This is a genomic window from Terribacillus halophilus (assembly GCF_900101385.1).
Lineage (GTDB): Bacteria > Bacillota > Bacilli > Bacillales > Amphibacillaceae > Terribacillus > Terribacillus halophilus.
Genome location: NZ_FMZB01000005.1, coordinates 254,660 through 274,056 on the forward strand (window position 1 = coordinate 254,660; position 19,397 = coordinate 274,056).

At 37.3% G+C, this 19,397-nt stretch carries 18 protein-coding genes; 17 read left to right on the forward strand and 1 reads right to left on the reverse strand.

Annotated elements, in window-relative coordinates:
• The first annotated feature begins 362 nt into the window (after nucleotides 1-362).
• From BLQ53_RS10980 to BLQ53_RS11070, 17 genes are all read left to right on the forward strand, one after another.
• Nucleotides 363-665, forward strand: coding sequence for a hypothetical protein (locus BLQ53_RS10980; protein ID WP_093727357.1), 303 nt, complete (start codon nucleotides 363-365; stop codon nucleotides 663-665).
• A 259-nt stretch (nucleotides 666-924) separates the two neighbouring features.
• On the forward strand, nucleotides 925-1,755 hold the full coding sequence (locus BLQ53_RS10985) for a MerR family transcriptional regulator (protein ID WP_093727358.1): 831 nt from the start codon (nucleotides 925-927) through the stop codon (nucleotides 1,753-1,755).
• Between the two features lie 96 nt (nucleotides 1,756-1,851).
• Nucleotides 1,852-2,859 (forward strand): C45 family autoproteolytic acyltransferase/hydrolase, encoded by a 1,008-nt coding sequence (locus BLQ53_RS10990; RefSeq protein ID WP_093727359.1) that lies wholly within the window; start codon nucleotides 1,852-1,854, stop codon nucleotides 2,857-2,859.
• A 920-nt stretch (nucleotides 2,860-3,779) separates the two neighbouring features.
• Nucleotides 3,780-4,379: a hypothetical protein gene (locus tag BLQ53_RS11000; protein ID WP_093727361.1), complete on the forward strand. Its 600-nt coding sequence runs from the start codon at nucleotides 3,780-3,782 to the stop codon at nucleotides 4,377-4,379.
• A 279-nt stretch (nucleotides 4,380-4,658) separates the two neighbouring features.
• Nucleotides 4,659-4,790, forward strand: coding sequence for a hypothetical protein (locus tag BLQ53_RS19315; protein WP_280137068.1), 132 nt, complete (start codon nucleotides 4,659-4,661; stop codon nucleotides 4,788-4,790).
• A gap of 375 nt (nucleotides 4,791-5,165) precedes the next feature.
• Nucleotides 5,166-5,774, forward strand: coding sequence for a hypothetical protein (locus tag BLQ53_RS11005; protein WP_093727362.1), 609 nt, complete (start codon nucleotides 5,166-5,168; stop codon nucleotides 5,772-5,774).
• The gene (locus BLQ53_RS11010) at nucleotides 5,771-7,621 is read left to right on the forward strand and encodes a DUF6792 domain-containing protein (protein ID WP_244499330.1); all 1,851 of its coding nucleotides are present in this window, start codon (nucleotides 5,771-5,773) and stop codon (nucleotides 7,619-7,621) included. Before BLQ53_RS11005 ends, BLQ53_RS11010 begins: the two co-directional genes overlap by 4 nt.
• Nucleotides 7,622-7,960: a hypothetical protein gene (locus tag BLQ53_RS11015; RefSeq protein WP_093727363.1), complete on the forward strand. Its 339-nt coding sequence runs from the start codon at nucleotides 7,622-7,624 to the stop codon at nucleotides 7,958-7,960. It abuts the gene before it with no gap.
• Between the two features lie 225 nt (nucleotides 7,961-8,185).
• Entirely contained in the window at nucleotides 8,186-8,869 is a 684-nt protein-coding gene (locus BLQ53_RS11020) for an N-acetylmannosamine-6-phosphate 2-epimerase (RefSeq protein ID WP_093727364.1), read from the forward strand.
• Between the two features lie 217 nt (nucleotides 8,870-9,086).
• On the forward strand, nucleotides 9,087-9,803 hold the full coding sequence (locus BLQ53_RS11025) for a lysozyme inhibitor LprI family protein (protein ID WP_093727365.1): 717 nt from the start codon (nucleotides 9,087-9,089) through the stop codon (nucleotides 9,801-9,803).
• A gap of 562 nt (nucleotides 9,804-10,365) precedes the next feature.
• Complete coding sequence (locus BLQ53_RS11035) at nucleotides 10,366-11,346, forward strand: tRNA dihydrouridine synthase (protein WP_093727367.1); 981 nt, start codon at nucleotides 10,366-10,368, stop codon at nucleotides 11,344-11,346.
• Between the two features lie 268 nt (nucleotides 11,347-11,614).
• Nucleotides 11,615-12,274, forward strand: a complete 660-nt coding sequence (gene ytaF / locus BLQ53_RS11040; protein WP_425288297.1) for a sporulation membrane protein YtaF — start codon at nucleotides 11,615-11,617, stop codon at nucleotides 12,272-12,274.
• A 1,410-nt stretch (nucleotides 12,275-13,684) separates the two neighbouring features.
• Nucleotides 13,685-13,930: an SdpI family protein gene (locus BLQ53_RS19450; RefSeq protein ID WP_170829664.1), complete on the forward strand. Its 246-nt coding sequence runs from the start codon at nucleotides 13,685-13,687 to the stop codon at nucleotides 13,928-13,930.
• 177 nt (nucleotides 13,931-14,107) lie between these two features.
• Nucleotides 14,108-14,767, forward strand: a complete 660-nt coding sequence (locus BLQ53_RS11055; protein WP_093727370.1) for a hypothetical protein — start codon at nucleotides 14,108-14,110, stop codon at nucleotides 14,765-14,767.
• A gap of 32 nt (nucleotides 14,768-14,799) precedes the next feature.
• A complete protein-coding gene (locus BLQ53_RS11060; protein WP_093727371.1) occupies nucleotides 14,800-15,024 on the forward strand; it encodes a YczI family protein in 225 nt (74 codons plus the stop codon).
• Nucleotides 15,025-15,165: 141 nt separating this feature from the next.
• The gene (locus BLQ53_RS11065) at nucleotides 15,166-16,155 is read left to right on the forward strand and encodes a S66 family peptidase (protein ID WP_093727372.1); all 990 of its coding nucleotides are present in this window, start codon (nucleotides 15,166-15,168) and stop codon (nucleotides 16,153-16,155) included.
• 321 nt (nucleotides 16,156-16,476) lie between these two features.
• Nucleotides 16,477-17,670: a DUF3500 domain-containing protein gene (locus tag BLQ53_RS11070; RefSeq protein WP_093727373.1), complete on the forward strand. Its 1,194-nt coding sequence runs from the start codon at nucleotides 16,477-16,479 to the stop codon at nucleotides 17,668-17,670.
• A gap of 61 nt (nucleotides 17,671-17,731) precedes the next feature.
• Here BLQ53_RS11070 and BLQ53_RS11075 read toward each other — a convergent pair whose 3' ends face one another.
• The gene (locus BLQ53_RS11075) at nucleotides 17,732-19,075 is read right to left on the reverse strand and encodes an MATE family efflux transporter (protein WP_244499331.1); all 1,344 of its coding nucleotides are present in this window, start codon (nucleotides 19,073-19,075) and stop codon (nucleotides 17,732-17,734) included.
• Between the last annotated feature and the right edge of the window lie 322 nt (nucleotides 19,076-19,397).

Here is a 19,397-nt window from a genome sequence, read left to right on the forward strand (position 1 = left end):
TATTATCCCTTGCCCTTACTGACTTTTCTCGATATTCTCTTCCTTCTATTATTGGAGATCTTTATTTTAACTGAGGAAAAAAGGTGAAAAACAGGGTGGAAAACGTCCAATTTTGAACAGAAAAAGTGTGAAAATGGGGGTTCGGTAGGAAATCTTTATTTTAACTCTAATGGTGAAATGCGGGGTGGAGGGGTATTGTTCATTTGCTGATTAAGAGCATATATTAATTAAATTTATGGTATCATGGATACGAATATCCATGATATTTCCTTTTTTAGGGAGAATAAGTCTACTTAAATGGGTTGAAGCCCAGCTTTCAATTGAAAGTTGATTTTCTTATTTCACTCAAGGATGTGAAAATTTTGAAAACATTAAATCCATTCCTTTCAGTATTGTCTCCTTTTCTGACCTTAATAGGTGCTATAGTATTAAATTATTTTGCTACTTATGTGCCACAGGGTACTGACAATGTACCTTTAATTATGAATGCAATAATAGTATTCTGTCTTATAAATCCAGTAATCGGATTGGCATTTTCTTTTTTTATTAGTAAGAAAAAAGTTAAACGTTCTCTTATAGTAATTAACTCGGTTGTTACTGTATTGGTTGTCCCATATATGATATTTATAGCTGTATTTAGATTTGGGTTTGTATCATTTGTATAAATGATACAATCTCAAAATTACTTTTATTATAAGTTTTAAAATAAGCAGTTGGAGACAATGAAAACTCATTATTCAGCAAATGACGAGTAAAAGGTAATCATTAATACCCATGTTGTTGAAAAGGACCATGTACTGGACCCAAATCCTGAAGAAGAAAATCCTTTAAATTATGACGGAAATTATACGGAAAGGTAGCTTCTTTCCAGGTACATTCTTCAGGTATCTTTGAACAGTGAAGAGTGATCGAAAGGATAGGATTATGTATACCATAGGAAGGTTTTCTAAAATATGCAATATACCTGTTAAAACATTGCGGTATTATGATGATATTGACTTACTAAAACCCTCATATATAGACTATGAAACTAATTACCGCTATTATGATTATGACAAAATTGAAGCGATTAAAATAATAATCTTATTAAAGAATTTTCATATTCCATTAGCGGATATTAAGGAAATTATTGAGAGTGCGGACCATATACAGTGGAATAGTATAATTGGACAAAAAATTACTGAACTTGAAAAGCAAAAACAAAAAATCACTAAAGAAATAGAAGAAATGGAACAATTGAAAATAAAAATGGCAACTGGAGTTCCAATCACTCGAGGTCCGACTTTGTCTGATTGTTATTTTGAAAATAGAGAGGGTATATTGGTATATGCTCTTCGTAAAAAAGTTCAGGTCAAATTTATAGATACACTCGTGAAAGATTTATTCGACCAAGTTTATGCTTATAATCTCGTAGTTAATGGAAAACTTATGGCTATTTTCCATGATAGGGATTTGAAGGCGGATGTTGAATTGCTTATACTAGTAAAAAAATCGAATGATATAGTTGGCTGCAAAATATTAGCCAAAGGGAAATACGCTTGCATTACTGTTAAAGGTCCTTACACAGACTTAAAATCTGGATATGAAGTGCTGGAAAAGTGGGTAGCTGAAAATGGTCTAATTCAAAGAGGTAAAATGATGGAAGTATATGAAAATGGTCTTGTACCTATCAATTTGGATTTACGAAAATTACGGCCAAATTTAACCACGCATCCATCAGATTTTGTCACCAAAGTATGTGTGCCGATTTATTAATAAAGCTCTAATAGTTATAAAAACCGGGTAAACTCTCCATCTGCTGGAGGGTTTATTATTTTATTATAGATTTTGTTTAACGAGGAGGAAATGGATATGTATCATCCGAGATTAAAAGGGGATTCGTATGAGGCAGGTAAGCACTACGCGGAAATTCTTTATAAGAATGGATTCCGTTTTCCACATGTATCAAAAGAAAAATTAAACTATGGTAAATCTTGTATTCCGATATTAACAGAGTTTGATGCAGGTATTGTAAGGGAGATTCAAGGTTTTGCTGATGGATGTCATAGTTCTTTTGAAGAAGTAAGTTCGTTTCTATTAAGTATAGGGGTATTTGAGCAATCCGGACAATGCAGTATTTTTGCAGCATTTAATGGCAGTGAAGTCATTATTGGACGGAATTACGATATGCTCTATAGTCTGAAAAATATTACAGAGTCGTCCTTAGTTTGTTTTGAAGGTAAAAATAAATATCTAGGTCACTCCGATTGTTTTATTGGAAAAGTGGATGGCATTAACGAGCACGGTCTATTTGTAGGTATTACAGCAGTACCTCATGAAGGATTGAAACCAGGTTTAAACTTTTATTTTGCATGTAAACATATTTTAGAAAATTGTAGGAATGTTGGAGAAGGACTTGAAGTATTGAAAAGATTTCCGAGTTCGGTTGCGAATAATTATTTATTAGCTGATCCATCAGGAAGTATGGCGGTGGTAGAAGTGACACCAAATACCTATAAAGTTCGTCTGCCCGATAACAATTATATTCATTGTACGAATCATCATCTGGGGGCATCTGTTGTGGAAAACTGGAATTGGAGCAAATCCAAAGATCGTTTTGAAACGTTGGATAGAGTTATTGCTGAAAATGTTAATAAAATGAACCAATCAATTGGTCAATCTATCATGTCGGAAACGAAGGGACATGTCTGTTTAAAATTAAGAGAACATCAATTTGGAACACTTTTTTCGGTAGTAGCAAACTTAAATACATTAGAAATAACAAGAGCTGAAGGACAGCCGAATAAAGCAAAATATATATCAGATAGGAGATTGATAGATGCAATTATAAAAGAAAGGAAACAAGGTATTGATCAATAGAGTGACAGGGAGGATTTTGAAAATGAAATCAGTGCCTATTAAGCTAAGGCAATCAGTATATCCGTAATGGGTATATTGATTGCTTTTGTAAATGATTAAACAGTTAATAACCAAATTATGGGCTGTACGCTAATATTATGAAAAGTGGAGCGGAATGCATAAATATTTGGAGATTATTTCCGTCGCTTTGTTTTTATTAAGCATTTTTATAGTGTTTGTAAATACAGGTAACACACCAGCCTATATCCCACTATTTTTCTTTCTGTTATGCGTATCACTTACCATAATAACAGCAATATTTAGCCCTAAAAAATGGAGAATAGCCTTGCTTAGTGTGTACGGAATGATAAGTTGGGTATTTATAGTGATGGTATTTCTTATCTTTTGATTTTCGCTTAAGAAAGTATTAAATATGGGCAACATTAAAAACTTGGAAAGCTCTTTAAAATGGGGTTCCCAAGTTTTTAATATATTCAGATCAGTATTGTATATATTTCGATACAAGGCCTTGTTCCCCGTACTTCGTTCAATTTTCCGACTGGAGGCGTATGTACCTCATTGTGTAATTTGTGTTTTATTTTCCTTGTACGTAATTTTGTCGACTCTCAAGATAGCCACAATCAAGCTCGTTACCTCATCATCTCTCGCTGTGTCTTTCTTTTCGCTTCATCATAAAATGTACTTTTCCGGCTAATAGCATTTTCATTGAACTATCCTCATACCTATAAAGGCATATTTGCTCAAGACTAAAGGATTGTTTTTATGAAATCATTATACAGCTACTGGGAATGATTGGATGAATTTTGTATAATTTTTTATGGGCTACAGCAATAATCCAAACCTTATGGAGGTAACGCTGCGTGAAATTTAAATTTGCGATCTTTCTGATACTAACAACATTGATTATAGGAGGATGCAGTATGAGTAATGGAAAAGAGTCTCTCTCACCTTCTGAGATGGATCCAAAAGACTTGCCGGATGTACCGGCATTTCAAGATGAATATACAAGAGCATATATGCAATCTACTGAACAAGTTAAAGACGGTTACTACCCTTTGATTTCAAAGACAAATGGATTCACTCTTCATTTCCCTGAAGATATGGTTATTGATGATACGAGTAACGCACAACCAGATAATCATTATGAATCTCTTATATTCCATTATGAAAATAATGATATAGCAGTAATGGATGAATACATTATTCATTACCTTAGCCCTGTATCTGACATTGAATGGAGTAAAGACTATATGAATAGAAGAGCTGGAGAGGAACTGAATTTCAAAAAATTAGAAGCGGTTTATGAGAATCAATACATTGAAATAGCGGAAATAAAACCAAATGACTCCACATTGACACTAGCAGCGCTTATTTGGAATGATAATGAGCAGCAAACGCAAATATTTACAGATATTATTTGCAGAAAAGATATCGACAAAGATAAATGTACTTCTTTGCAAGATGAAGAACAGGAAAAAGTAATAGAAGTATTTAAATCAATAAAATTAATAAATAATTAAGTCATGTGAATCGGTGAATCTTAGCGCATATCAGCGCAATACCATAATTTGTAGAAATCTACTACACAAATAGTAGGTTTATTTTACTTCAAAACAATCCAAACCATTAGTCACCTTCGTAAGTTACAATATTGCTCCTGAAAATAGAAGTGAGACCATTGTAATTCAATATCTTGGTGAATCGATTAAAGATAGAACAGCATTTATTAATATGCGAATTAATTATTACAGTTCTTATTTAAGCATAGCAAGGAACAGATGGTGAAGAGTTCAGATAGGGTGATGGAATTTAGCGAAATTGAATCTTTTCACGAGAACCAGCTTTTGGAGATAGCGGAGTATGGTGACGAAGCGCTTCTAGTTTTAGCGCCGATCATTTGGTCAGATGATGGAAATCCATACAACGGTTAACTGTAAAGAAAACGTAGAAGAGGATATATGCATACAATCAAAAGAAGAGCAAAAACAAAAAACAATCGTAATGCAGAAATCAATTCTGTTAACGTGATACTTCTCGATAAATCCGGTGTTGCTGAAAAAAAGTATGTAGGAGGGAGATTTGTATGATTTTTAAAATAGTATCGGCTTATTTGTAGTAAAAGGATGGATGGAATTCTACGCCTAAAGAAGTGTTTTTGGAAAATTAATCTAAACAACTGGGATTTAATAACTCACTTTTGTATACTTTTAGGGACTATAGCTATCCATTATTGGAGGTAAAGCTAGATGAGACTGAAAATGGTAATCGTACTAATCTTAATGACATTAATTGTAGGAGGGTGCGGAATGAATAACGAAAGTAATCCGGTGTCTCCATCTGAAATGAATGCAAATGAACTGCCAGATGTGCCGGCGTTTAAGGATGAATTTACTCGTGACTTTTTGCAGTCCGCAGAACCGGTCAAAGATGAATTTTATCCATTTGTATCAGGTTCAGGCAGTTTTACTATGAATTTTCCTCAAGACATGAAGGTAAATAAAAGGAGTTATGAAATAGGCTCTGAGAATGAAAGTGAGTTTATTAACATTTCGCACACTGATGAACAGAAAGATGGCTTTATCAATCAGAAAATCAGCTATATAAGTTTTATGTCCAATCCTGAAAATGGAAGAGAGCGTATGAGAAGCAGTTCTAAAAGAGAATTGGACTTCAAAGAGATAGAAACCGAGCATACGGGCCAAAAGTTGGAGATATCTGAATATGAAAGCGATCCTTTTAGTGTAGTAGCTGCATTTATATGGAACGACAATAATCAAGGTATAACCATATTCAGCCATATTGATTGTAAAGAGGACTTAACTAAGGAACAATGCTCAACAGCAAAGTCTTCTGAAAAAGAAACAATCATGGAAATGCTGAAATCAATAGAATTCACAGGGAAAGAAAGTGAGTGATTGTATTGAGTATGGAACTTTTAGAGTCTCCAGAAATTAAAGCGCGATTGATTGATATTGAATACGGAGATTTGAAGCCACAGGAATTAGAAAATAGACTAAAACAATTGTATTTAGAGGAAACTGGAGAGCTGTTTGAAGGTGAAATAGATATTTTTCATTCCTCAGAAACAAAAAATGAGACTATAACTAGTTCCAATTATGATGGGACAGCTATTCATATTAGTAATGACGGTCATGAGGAAATGTATGTTATCTCTCAGGGTACTCAAGGTGGAGATGATTGGCTGTATAACCTCAAATCAATGCTGGCAGGTCAAACAGCTCAGCAGGCTGAAGCAACAAATGAATTTGTAATGGAGGCAAAACAGCATTTAGAAGTAGATGAAGATACAAAAACATACGGATTATCACATTCGTTGGGTCATAACAACAATACGGTATCTTACCTTGCTTTCGGAACATTTGATGAAGTGTTTAGTATTAATGGAGCACAGCCTAATTATTACGAGCTATTTAAAGTAGATATCCCTTTTTATGAGGCTGTTAGAAAAGAATTTGCTATAAGAGAAGATATGGATGTTTATGATATTGAACCGCAGAAGTTAAATGACTTCGCAATGCAATACTATCAAGATAAATCAGATAACATCCACCAAATCATCTCAAAAGACGATCCGCTTTACGCAGCAAGCGCGGTTCGCGGCTTCTTTACATTAGGCAATGTGACGATGATGGATACCAATCCTGATACACCAGGTCTTCGTGAATTGATGGAAGATATCCCCGATGATGTAGTAAAGAATTTTCAGGATCTGGCAATTGATTTTGCTATAGGGTCTGAGAAGGGTGGTACAAACGGTGGGGTTGAAGCATTAATAGGAGTGGATTTAAAGGAATTCGAGGGTATCGACGGTTTCTGGAGCGGGGCAGGCTTTTATTTCACTCATTCATCAGAAATAGATACTATGATTAGATCCTTAGAAGAAAAGGTCCCTACCCTTTTGGATAAGTTAACGCCCATAACAGAAAATTCGGAGGAAATCTTCGACAGCTTATATGAAGCAGAATATATCACGAAAGAACAGAAAGATGTCATGATAGAGGAGATAGCCATAATCGAACAAGAACTGCATGAAATAAACGAGACTATCGGAAGAAATGTAAATATCCGTGATTCAGGAAACCCCAACGCTATATTCGGCGGAGACATAGGGGCTGGATTAAGAATTTATTTTGATCATGTGAAAGCTATCATGGAGAGTGTTGATCGAATAAAAGAAAGCGGTATTCTGGACAATCTGAGTGCCATTACAGACAGCCACAGCATCTCTGAATTGCTTTCTGTCATGTCAGAAGGCAAGAAAGGCTACTTAGGCACCGATATGGTGTACACTGCAACAAAAGGCGATGGCGACCCTATCAAAGTTAATATCTCCGCGGCACTCCGCATGTACCGAGAAACTCTCCCCATCCTAGAAGAAAAGGAAACAAAGATCCGAAATTTTGAACAGTCAATAAAAGAAGAATTAGATGACTCTTACAAGGATGAAAAACGAAAAGTTCAGGACGAGATCGATCGTATGGAATCCAGCCCTGGTAGTTACCGAGATTTACTAGCCAAGCATGGACACTTACCCGCATTCAATAAAGAGATGAAATCCATCAAAGTACATGAAGTCTTCTACCCATTGGAGAATAATGATTTTGATGAAGAAATCCATGAACTGAAGAAATCTGTTGAAAGCGGCAAGCTATATATTGAAAAGTACCGTAAGGCCATCGAGGATTTATTTGATGAAGAAGATAACGTATCCAAACTGTTTGATTTCTCAAGGAGGTTCTAAATGGGACAGCAAAGGACTTTCCAAGCTACGGAACAGCTAATACATAATAGGGACCATTCCGATAAGAAGAAGGTTTTGAAGACTCCTATTGATGGGATTAGGGAAAATGACAAGGATTTCTATTCTTATGTAAATAAAATAATCATTAGTGAAGATCAAAAAGGAAAAATCATTGATGCAATGAAGAAAGAAACGAAAGACCGAATGAAACATGATGAGGTAATCTGTGAGAATATTACAAAGAAAGTAAATAAAGCAGTGAATACATTCAATGAGCAAGTGACAGAAATGAAGGAGCAGCGAATATCGGTTACCTATGAAGATCACAATATGGAATGAAGAAGGGACTAGCCATGTATACTAGTTCCTTCTTGTTGTTTTGATATTTACAAATCAAACACATCTCCATCACCGTTGAGACCACGATACACAAATTCTTCTCACTTAATGTGATCTGCTTTGTTAGTAATGAATTTATGCTAAGGGATCTGCAAAATGTTATTGATTTTTTAAACTCATTGACAGTGGATATAATCGAGATAAATTTCTAGGAGGAATACCAAAATGCTAAACGACGTCAAAAATAATTTGATTGTATCTTGTCAAGCTTTACCGGAAGAACCATTGCACAGCTCATTTATCATGTCCAAGATGGCATTGGCTGCAAAGCAAGGAGGAGCAAAAGGTATACGTGCAAATTCTAAAGAAGACATTATTGAAATAAAAAAAGAAGTGAACTTGCCAGTCGTTGGAATAATTAAGCGTGATTATGAAGGTTCATCGGTATATATCACACCAACTTATCAAGAAATAGATGAGCTGCTGGAAAGCGGTTGTGAGATGATTGCCATGGATGCCACAGAAAGAAGAAGGCCTGAAAATATCGAGCTAATTAAATTAGTCAAGTACGTTCGAGAAAAAGACCCAACCATACAATTGATGGCCGATATTGCTACCCTTGAGGACGCTATACAAGCTAATCAGCTTGGTTTTGATTGTGTTTCGACGACATTGTATGGCTATACAGAGGACACAAGTAACAAAAAGCTTTACGATAATGATTTCGAATTTTTAAAAAGAATTATCGAAAATGTCAGTATTCCTGTAATAGCTGAAGGGAATATACTGACCCCAGAAATGGCCAAACGGTGCTTATATATTGGTGCATATGCTGTGGTGGTTGGCGGTGCGATAACAAGACCGCAGCAGATAACCGAACGATTCAGTGAAGAGATACAACTAGGTTAGTAGATTTGTAAGTAGATGTTCTATATTTTTGAATGGATAAATGCAGGGTAGATTCACCAGGATTCTGCCCTGTTTTTTACTTCATCATCCGTAGTCAGGAATAATGCAATATAAATGAATTTGATTTATATGGTAAAATATTCAAAGAGTATTAGATATAAAAAATAATACAGTTATTTAAGAGAGAAAAATAAGGAAGAAAGGGAGTATTGTATTGATGAATAGTAAGAGAAAACTGTTAATAGGAATGTGTACAACTGGATTACTTCTATTGGCTGCTTGCGGAAACGCCTCTGACGAATCGACTGCTGCTTCTGATAACGATGTTCAAGATAAGAATATAACCCAAAATAAAAATGCTGATTCTACAAATGCGGATTCATCAGAAAATGATTTACGTGCTGACACCGATGAAAAAGGTGATAGCAACACAAACACCGACACGGAAGATAAAGGAAATAACGACACATATACCGATGCAAATAATACAAGTAGTAACGATGCAAATGAGAAAGTAAATAATGACTCTAATAGCGATAAGAAAGAAGACGATGCTTCAACTGGTAGTACAGCAAGTCTGAAGGAAGAATATCTCGATAAATTAAATGCAGCTAGTACGGAAACGGAAGAATCAAGGAACAACCCAGCTGATTCCTCTACATATGCTATGAAGAATGTTGAAGGAAATAATTATACCGTTTGGGATGGATTGTTGAATGAAATTTATCAAGTCTTAGAGAATCAGCTTACTGCAGAGGATATGGAGCACTTAAGACAAGAACAGCAAAAATGGATAGATTATCGTGATAATAGTGCAAAAGAGGCGTCACTAAAGTATGAAGGCGGTACAATGGAAAACTTGGAATATACGAGTGTGCTGGTGAATCTCACCGAAGATAGGTGCTTTGAATTAGTTGAAAACTATATGAAATAATGTTTTTTTAAGGTGAGGGAGTAATCGTGGAAATTAAATGAAAGGATGATTCGTTGAAGTACCTTTCTAAGGGAAACTGGTCATACTATATTGCCGTTTTGACAGTGGTTTTAACGGTTTTGATAAGGTATATATTTGAAATATATATCGATGATCTTCATCCTGTAGTTATTGTCATGATTGCTTTAGTTCTTATAACGCTTCCAATCTTCGGGATAATCTATGCGTTTTATATAAAGCGTATGTGGTTAAGGATAGTAATGTTAGCTATGCATCTCTTGATTGGATGTTTTGCAATACGGTTGAGTTTTTTGGGTATTTACTTTCTACTTTTAGTTTATTTATGGATAATGTTTTGAGTATATCTTACATCTTTTAATATGGACCTAATAAACAGTGTGATGGAATACTTTTCAATGCACTGTTTATTTGATGATAATAAAAATGGAATGTTCATAATTTACTGTCGTTTGATAAAGCGTGTTCAAGCATGCTATAAGTGTAAAAGAGAGTTATATGATAAGATTTTAAATTGGTATAGATAATGAAAGGAATTTTTTATATGATAGATAATTTCTGGCGTGATTTACCACGACCGTTTTTTGTGCTGGCGCCAATGGAAGATGTGACGGATGTTGTGTTTCGTCATGTGGTAAGTGAAGCGGGCAGACCTGATGTGTTTTTTACCGAGTTTACAAACTCGGAGAGCTATTGCCATCCAGATGGGAAGGATAGCGTTCGCGGCCGTTTGACGTTCACAGAAGATGAACAGCCAATGGTGGCCCATATATGGGGAGACAAGCCTGAAAACTTCCGTCAAATGAGTATTGGGATGGCGGAACAAGGATTTAAGGGTGTGGATATCAATATGGGCTGTCCTGTACCGAATGTAGCTGGCAATGGAAAGGGAAGCGGTCTTATCTGCCGTCCCGAGGTTGCTGCAGAATTGATCCAAGCTGCAAAAGCAGGGGGATTGCCTGTTAGCGTGAAGACAAGACTTGGTTACACGGACATAGATGAATGGCGCGATTGGCTGACACATGTATTGAAGCAGGATATTGCCAATCTTTCCATCCACCTGCGTACCAGAGCGGAAATGAGCAAGGTGGATGCGCATTGGGAACTGATTCCGGAAATCAAGAAACTTCGTGATGAGATAGCACCGGATACGCTTCTAACGATAAATGGGGATATCCCCGATCGTGAAACTGGCTTGAAGCTTGCTGAACAATATGGTGTGGATGGGATTATGATCGGGCGCGGTATTTTTACCAATCCATTTGCTTTTGAAAAGGAACCGACAGAGCATACTAGTAAGGAACTGCTTGATCTTTTAAGGCTGCATTTGGATCTGCATGATCAATATTCCAAAACAGAAGCCCGTGCGTACAAACCTCTTCCACGCTTCTTTAAAATTTATCTCCGTGGATTCCGAGGGGCAAGTGATTTAAGAAATCAATGCATGAACACAAAATCAACAGATGAAGTGCGTGCACTACTCGATGACTTTGAGAAGAAGTATCTTGCTGGAGCAGCGGAATAGAGGTTTTCCAATTCACTTAAGACGGATTGCAAAATTGAACCGATAAAAGAAAGAAGCCTGGAACACTTACGTTTCAGGCCTTTTCGTATTAGATGATATCCAATACGAAAGTGATGGTTGAAGAACGGAATGGAGGTAGCGTAAAGTGATTTCTGCCGGAGTAAACTACAAATAAGCAAGATAGTTGCTCCTTGTGTCCTATGTTAACATTTCCTTCCTTCATTCATATACTACATCCAGGTTACAATACGTAAAGGATGGGATAATCATGCTCTTTGTGGGGCTGATCCTCTTGGTCATTGCTGTAAGCTTGGACAGTTTTGGTGTAGGGGTTACTTATGGTATGAGGCGGATTCGCATTCCTTTTTTACCGCTATTAATCATCATGTTATGTTCTGGACTTATGGTTTTGATTTCCATGACCATTGGGAGTTTATTAAGTTCTTTTATTTCGATCGATTTTGCAGAAATAATCGGAAGCCTCATTTTAGTTTCAATCGGGTTATTCAGTCTGTTTCATGTTCTCCGATCTAATAATAATGGTTCCGTTGAAGAAAACGTAATAACACATAATAAACAAGAAGAAAAAGAATGGAAGATTGAAATAAAGAAATTAGGTTTGTTCATAACGATACTTAAGAAACCACAACGGGCGGACTTGGACCGCTCAGGTACAATTTCGGCAAAAGAAGCCCTGTTACTAGGTTTTGCCCTTGCTTTGGATGCATTTGGCGCTGGAATAGGAGCAGCTATGCTCGGTGGGTATTCACCATTTGTAACTGCAACGTTGGTCGCAATAATGAGCGGACTTTTTATTTTTTTGGGTATTAAATCGGGTTATATCTTAGCAAAAATAAAATGGATGCATCGATTGGCATTTTTACCACCATGCCTATTGATAGCCCTTGGGCTATTCAAGATTCTATAAGGAATGAAATACATGGATTCATTGCTCAAGAATCCCATGTGTGACTGAGCGTAAAATGTTAAATGATGATCAAGAGAAAGTTCTCGCGAATAGGGTGCCTTTTTCCCCATCAGCTTTTAAGTATCGCCACCTCCATCAAAGAAGGCACCCTGCAGAGAATTACGCTATTATGAGGTTCAAATCCATCTATTATGATCTGTCCCTTGCTTCAAATTCAACACTCCTTAAGGCATTCCATTTTGCTGGTTCTGCTTGAAAAACTGTGTGTCATAATCCGTGTTATCAAAATATCATTTAACTACGTACCTCAATTTTTGTTATTAACTAGTCTCTCCTAATGGCAAATTATGGTGTTATAATGGTAAACGAGCGACGTATAGGGAAGTACGATTAGTTGCTTAAATAAACGAGGGAAACATTGTCATATTATAGTACAGCATCAATGGTAATTATTTATGTAATGGGGATGTCCTTACTCCTCATGGATGCATTGCCCTTCCAGCCCCTGGGTGGATGATTGTATTTCCGCTTATAGGGTTAATATATGCATTTTCATAAAAGGATTGTGGCTGAGAGTAGCTATGATGATCCTAAATGTTGTAATAGGGTTCATCACTGTTCCTTTGGGTACAATGGCAATCCTATTTAACTTCTTTACAGGTTTTGATTAACTGAGATTATTTATTGTATGTTGTATCTTGTTCGCGAAGGTACAGTAAATATTGTAACGTGATCAGTTATCCGATCTCTTATCCTTAATCCTTTCAATCAGCAACACGGATGCAATGATTATAACCAAAATGTCCACCAAACCGAACGAATTGAAAAATGCGTCACCAAATGTTTGACCATTACTTAGTCTATAAATAAACGAACCTAATGAGAATAGTGCAAAATAAACAAACATGTAAGACAATCGTCCAGATGCCAACCAGACTATGACCCCTAGAATGATTACACCCAAGATAAGCCATCCACTGGCAGTCATGAAATCACCTCTCTTTTATTTACCCATATATATTTTCCACTAAAAACATCGGAGTAGTCAAAAAACGATGCTTTTACGTCGTTGTTGTGACAGCCATTGTAATAGATTTATTGAATTATTGGAAGATAATGAGGATAGAGATGAACTTAAAATCTTGCAGACGTGGATCAGCGTATTTCCAATAAGCATCCTCTGAAAATAAGAAATGGAAAAAATCGCGGCACTTGTTTCCCTTCCTTTATTTACTCACTTTAATTGTGTCACCTTATATAACATCCAAACAATACAGCAAGAATATGCCCGATGCTAAACTTGTACTTAAGATGGTAGGTGTTTTATAAATGCTGATTCTCATATGTGGTATTGGTCACTTAATGGGTAGTCTCATGCTTAAGTTGTCTGATCCAGGGAGCATCAACAGGATGGCAGGCTACAGAACGAAACGATCCATGAAAAATGAAGCTTTATGGAATTTCGGGCAATCATACGCTGCGAAGTTGCTTGTGTTGGTGGGGGTAGTGAACATTATCATTGGAGGGATGGTGTTAGTATTTTTCCCCTACGACAATGAGTTATATATATTTGTTGAATTGGTATGGGTCATTTTTTCATTGATATTCGTGTATTGTTTGACTGAATGGAAATTAAAGCGGTTAGATGAAAAATGACAAACCCAAGTGATTCGTTCTTTGAAGCTCTCTACGCTATCTTTAAGCAATGGACGTAGAGTGGCCCTTGCTCCAGGGATGTATATAGTTCTTTACATAATGAACAAATAGTTGAATCGAAAAAGTTTGCCCGACGTAGGAATAATATACCTTAACCGATGGCCTGGAGGTGTACAATTGATAAAAAGTAAAAAAATGTTATGGACGTCACTTGTTCTTTTCATTGTTACTACAGCAATGACCATTCCTTTTCCGCATAAAAATCCTTTGGGTGAGACGGTTGTAGCGATGTTTCAATTCCCGATTCGAACTGTTCATGGATTGCATTATATGGGAATCACTGCATTAATCTTATTTATTGCAAGTTTATTTTTCTTGACAAGATCATTGGAAAAGTATCATGTGCGAGCAGTTTTGCTTGCGATAGTTATCGCAGTTTTCCTCCCTTCCATGATTGTGGAATTTTATCAAAAGACGCTGGCAACGGGAGTTGACGCTGTTTATTATGATGAAGAATGGAGTAATTGTGATTTCGAAATGGTTGACGGTTCAACATTGAGCGGAGAATGTGAACTTCCTTTTGAAAATTATAGTAGTGATGATGTGGAATTTTCCGTTGAGTTTTATGAGAAATACGATTTCGAAGATGATACACCGATGGTTTCGCTCCTAAATGATAAAGCGCCTCATAAGGTCAGCTTGATGGGGAAAGAGAGAAAACTGGTAAAAATAAAAACTAGAATCGATGTTTCCGAGATGGAGAACCACATAGAAGGTGGAAGTGCATCAGGTGTAAATATCATTATTAAGTCGGGTGAGAAGATGAGGAAGTTATGAAATGACTCGAGTATTATATGGAGGTTTAATGGATGTTAAAAGCACTTCATATTAGTTTAGCGCTTATTGTGGTCTGTCTTTCTGTTTATGGTTTCATGACGGGCAATCAAGAGATTTCTTATTATATGTTGTTATTTATGGGATTGATGTGTCTAGTGATGGGGATTTCTCAATATAAAGAGAAACGTAAATCTATGGCTGTCATTCTGTTTGTTACTTCGTTTTTTGTCCTATTCGTTTCTATATATACTGCTTAAATTTTCCGAAGAAATGATGCTTTTAATCGATGAAAAAGCAGTACTGCAGGAGTATAAGCAGTTAAAACAATAAAATTTGCGTGTGATGCCCTGCATAGAAAGACTTCTGACTTTCTAAATAGTGAATTGGAGGTATTCAAGTTGAGGACTCTAAAGAAAGGCGATAAGATTGGTGTCTTTTCTCCTTCTTCACCAGCTTCCGTTTCGGCGGAGCAACGATATAAGCGAGGGAAATCATTTCTTGAACAAAAAGGGTTTCAGATTGTGGAAGGGTGTCTGACGGGGAAAAGTGAGATTTATCGGTCGGGCAGTCCCAAGGAAAGAGCGCAAGAATTGAATCAATTACTCCGGGATCCCTCCATAACGATGATCATGGCAATGATTGGCGGTACGAATTCAAATAGTATGCTTCCTTACATTGATTATGAAGCATTTAAGAATGACCCAAAATTAGTAGTGGGATACTCGGATGCAACAGCAGTTTTGATGGCCTTATATACCAAAACGAATATACCTACTTACTATGGACCAGCCCTAGTTGCTTCTTTTGGGGAATTTGAGCCTTTAGTGAATGATACATATGCTTATTTTGAGAAGTATTTTTGTGAACAACCTGTAACACCATATGTAATCCCAATGCCAAGCTATTGGTCGGATGAAGTGGTAAATTGGCTGGAGTACAGTAAAGAAAAGACTTTATATGATAATAAGTGGATCGGTGTAAATGAAGGGATGGCTGAAGGACGTTTGGTCGGTGGAAATAATAATGCGATGTATGGATTCATTGGCACACCGTATTTTCCACAGTTTGAACAGGGAGACATTTTATTGATTGAAGATACTGCAAAAAATGCTGCGGTAGTGGAGAAGAATATAGCAATGCTTAAGCTTCATGGCGTTTTTGACAAGGTCTCCGGAATCATTCTAGGAAAGCATGAGCAGTATGATGATCTGGGAACGGGCAAACAATCTTTAGATATATTGCTGGAACAATTGGATGGTAAGCAAATCCCGATTTTAGCCGAATTCGACTGTTGTCATACGCATCCGATGATTCCTTTGGCGATTGGGAAAAAAGTACGCATTGATACAAAGAGAAAGGAAGTTACTTGTTTGGAAAAATGGCTGTAAGGTAAAAGGCTGCTTTTAGTTTCTTTTAAAATTTATTCTGTTGTCTTACAAAGCGATTCTCTGCTTGCAGCTTCTCCAAGCAGGATTTATCATCCCTCACTAGCACTATATTTGTTCCAGCTGTGACAGGAATTTTTTATTGATGAAGGAATAAGCATACAAAATGGATTTTAAATTAGTCATAGAGAACAGGTTAACGGAATTTTTGTGTAAAACTTAGTTTGCTGCTTATTTTATTATATATTTATCCCATTTCGTATCTATATTTTGTTGTTATGTTTAGTGAAGAAACATAACAACAAAATATGCGGAGGTACAGATATGGACAATTGGATGACGATAAGATTTTATGTTTTGGCTTCAAGTTTTCTGTTTTTAACAGGATGTGCTACTGATTTAACCACAGATGCCGAAGCCGATATATCCAATGCTTCTGAAACTGCTGAAGTCTCAGAAATAGGGAATGGGCAAGGAGGACCTGAAGGGGAAGGTATGCAAATGCAATCCGAACCAAAGGATTCTATTATAGATATCGTAGAAGAATCGGCAGAAAATAATGCCACGGAGAGTAAGAGTAAGGCGGAGCTTGCTGCTGCCTTTTTAGATACGCTGTCAGATGACGAGAAGGAACAAGTGAGCTATGATTTCACGGAAGAAAATGCAGCACACTGGACTAATTTGCCTGCTAACTCACAAAATCGCAATGGGGTTGCTTTAGGTGATTTGTCGGAGGAGAGTGTGGGAGCTGCTTTAGCGCTTGCCAAAGCTTCCTTAAGTGAGCAGGGCTACGAGACGATGATCAACATCATACGTGCAGATGAGTTTTTGACAACGGATACAGGACGGACGGAATGGGGTTCAGGATTATACTATATCGCAATTTTAGGCGAGCCATCCGATAAAGATACCTGGATGTTACAAATCAGCGGACACCACTTGGCTGAAAATATTGTGTTCCATGGGGAAGAGGTCAGTGCAACACCGCAATTCACAGGGACAGAGCCACGAACCTTTGAGTTGAATGGAACATTGTACGCTCCAATCGAAACCCGAAGAAAAGGGATGTATTCCATCATTGAATCACTTGATGAAGAACAACTTGCTGAAGCAGAAATTGATCAAACATTCAGTGATGTTGTTGTAGGAGCGGACAGCGATGGCGAGTTCCCGGAAGAAAGCGAAGGAATTCTTTATACAGACCTTAACGAAGAGCAGCAGGAACTGGTGAAGACAGCTATTAAAGCTTGGGTAGGAGATGCGGATGAGGATACAGCCCAGGAATTATTGGAAGTATACTTATCTGACGATGCGCTTGCCACAACATATATTGGCTGGTCCGGATCAACTGATTATAATGACATTGGTTCTTATGTAAGGATCGATGGACCTCGCCTATGGCTTGAAATTGCTTCTCAACAAGGGGTAGGCTACAATAGTGATGATAATGCTGAAGCACATTTCCATACGGTGTGGCGTGACAAATTAGCTGATTATGGCGGAGCGTTTTCGGAATAACAGTTTGAATAAGCATTTTAAAAGCGTTAGTCCTGATTTTCAGGTCTAACGCTTTTCTGAATTAATTTCTTTCATCTTCAAACAACTTTTTCTTATCCCATTTCCCCCACTTATAATAGGAAAAAGAAAAGGCGCTGCTGAGGATAAAACTGATGCCCATGCCTAAAGCAATGCCATTTTGTCCGATAAGAGAAGAACAAATATATGTCAGTGGATATCGCAGCAGCCAAAAAGATAGGATGTTTAGAATCAGTACTTGATACATGGCGCCTGAGCTTCGGACAATCCCATTTAAAATAAAGTTAAGCCCGATGAATGGATAGAAGAAGGCAATAATCATCAAATAGTCAGTACCGAATGAAACAGCTTCTTTTTCCTCGATAAACAAGCTGGTCAGGGGTTTTGCAAGAATAAAGACAAGGACGGCAATCACAAGCATTATTGCAAAGTTGTACAAAGCTCCGTACTTGGCGATTTCTTTTACCCGGTCCCAGCGGCCGATACCGATATTTTGTCCTGCCATACTATTGACGGCAGTACCCAGTGCCATGGCAGGCAAGGTGATCAGGCTGTCGATTCTCTGGGAAGCACCGAATCCTGCGACGGCCGCTCCGCCGAAGGAATTGACGACGCTCATGATTGCTGTCACGCCAGCGTATATGACCATCATTTGCAACCCGGACGGAATGCCAAGCTTCAAAATAAGCCATACTTGCTCTTTCGTAGGCAAGAAGGGCACTGACAATGGAGCAAGCTTATGACGGAGTGTGTACCAAATACCCAAAAGGAAAGCGACAGCTTGCGATAAAACAGTGGCATACGCTGCTCCTTGGATGCCCCACCCAAAGCCTGAAATGAATAATGGATCCAGGATCGTATTCAACATAACGGCGATAAAAACAAACCTCAACGGTGTTTTACTATCTCCCAAAGCCCTTAATACTGTGCCGATAAAGTTGTATCCCATCAAAAATAAAATTCCAAGGAAGTTGACCTGCAAATAAACCTTTGCCTCATCGATCATAGCGGCAGGCGTATTGAGCATGACGACAATTTGACGGGAGAAGAGCAGACCGATGATACCGACAACTATAGATAAAGAACCAAGTACGACAACAAAGGCGTTTAAGTAGTCCCTTAACCCTTTTTCGTCACCTCTTCCTCTTTGCTGGGACAAAACGGTCAAGGTGGTATTATTGATTCCGATGATGAATGCCAATATCGTTAATAAAACGGTGGAGGAGACGGTTACCGCGCCAAGTGCATTCGAGCCGAGAAGATTCCCGACCCATAAACTGTCGATGAATTGATAAGAAACTTGCAGCAAGTTCGTAAGCATGATAGGACCGGCAAATGTGATGAGCTGCTGCATGATCCGGCCCTTTGTGAAATCCTGTTGCACCAAGGTGATTGACACTCCCTATCTATATATGATGCTCAAGTGAGCATCATACTGTTCCTTATGCATCCTTATGGAATACATATCATCCAATCAGAAGATGAACACTATGTTAGGTTATAACATAGAAAAGAAAACCGCACAAATAGGAGCTTAACGCTATTATTGCGGTTTCTTAATGAGATTTATTTATTTGTTTTGAAGAGGATGCTGTTGTGGTAATTTTTTTATGTTCTCAATTGTCAATATAAGCTAGACAAAACAGCATCATCCAGGTGACTCAAAAATACTTCCAATGGTGTTTGATAGTTCAACGACTTTCTCGGAA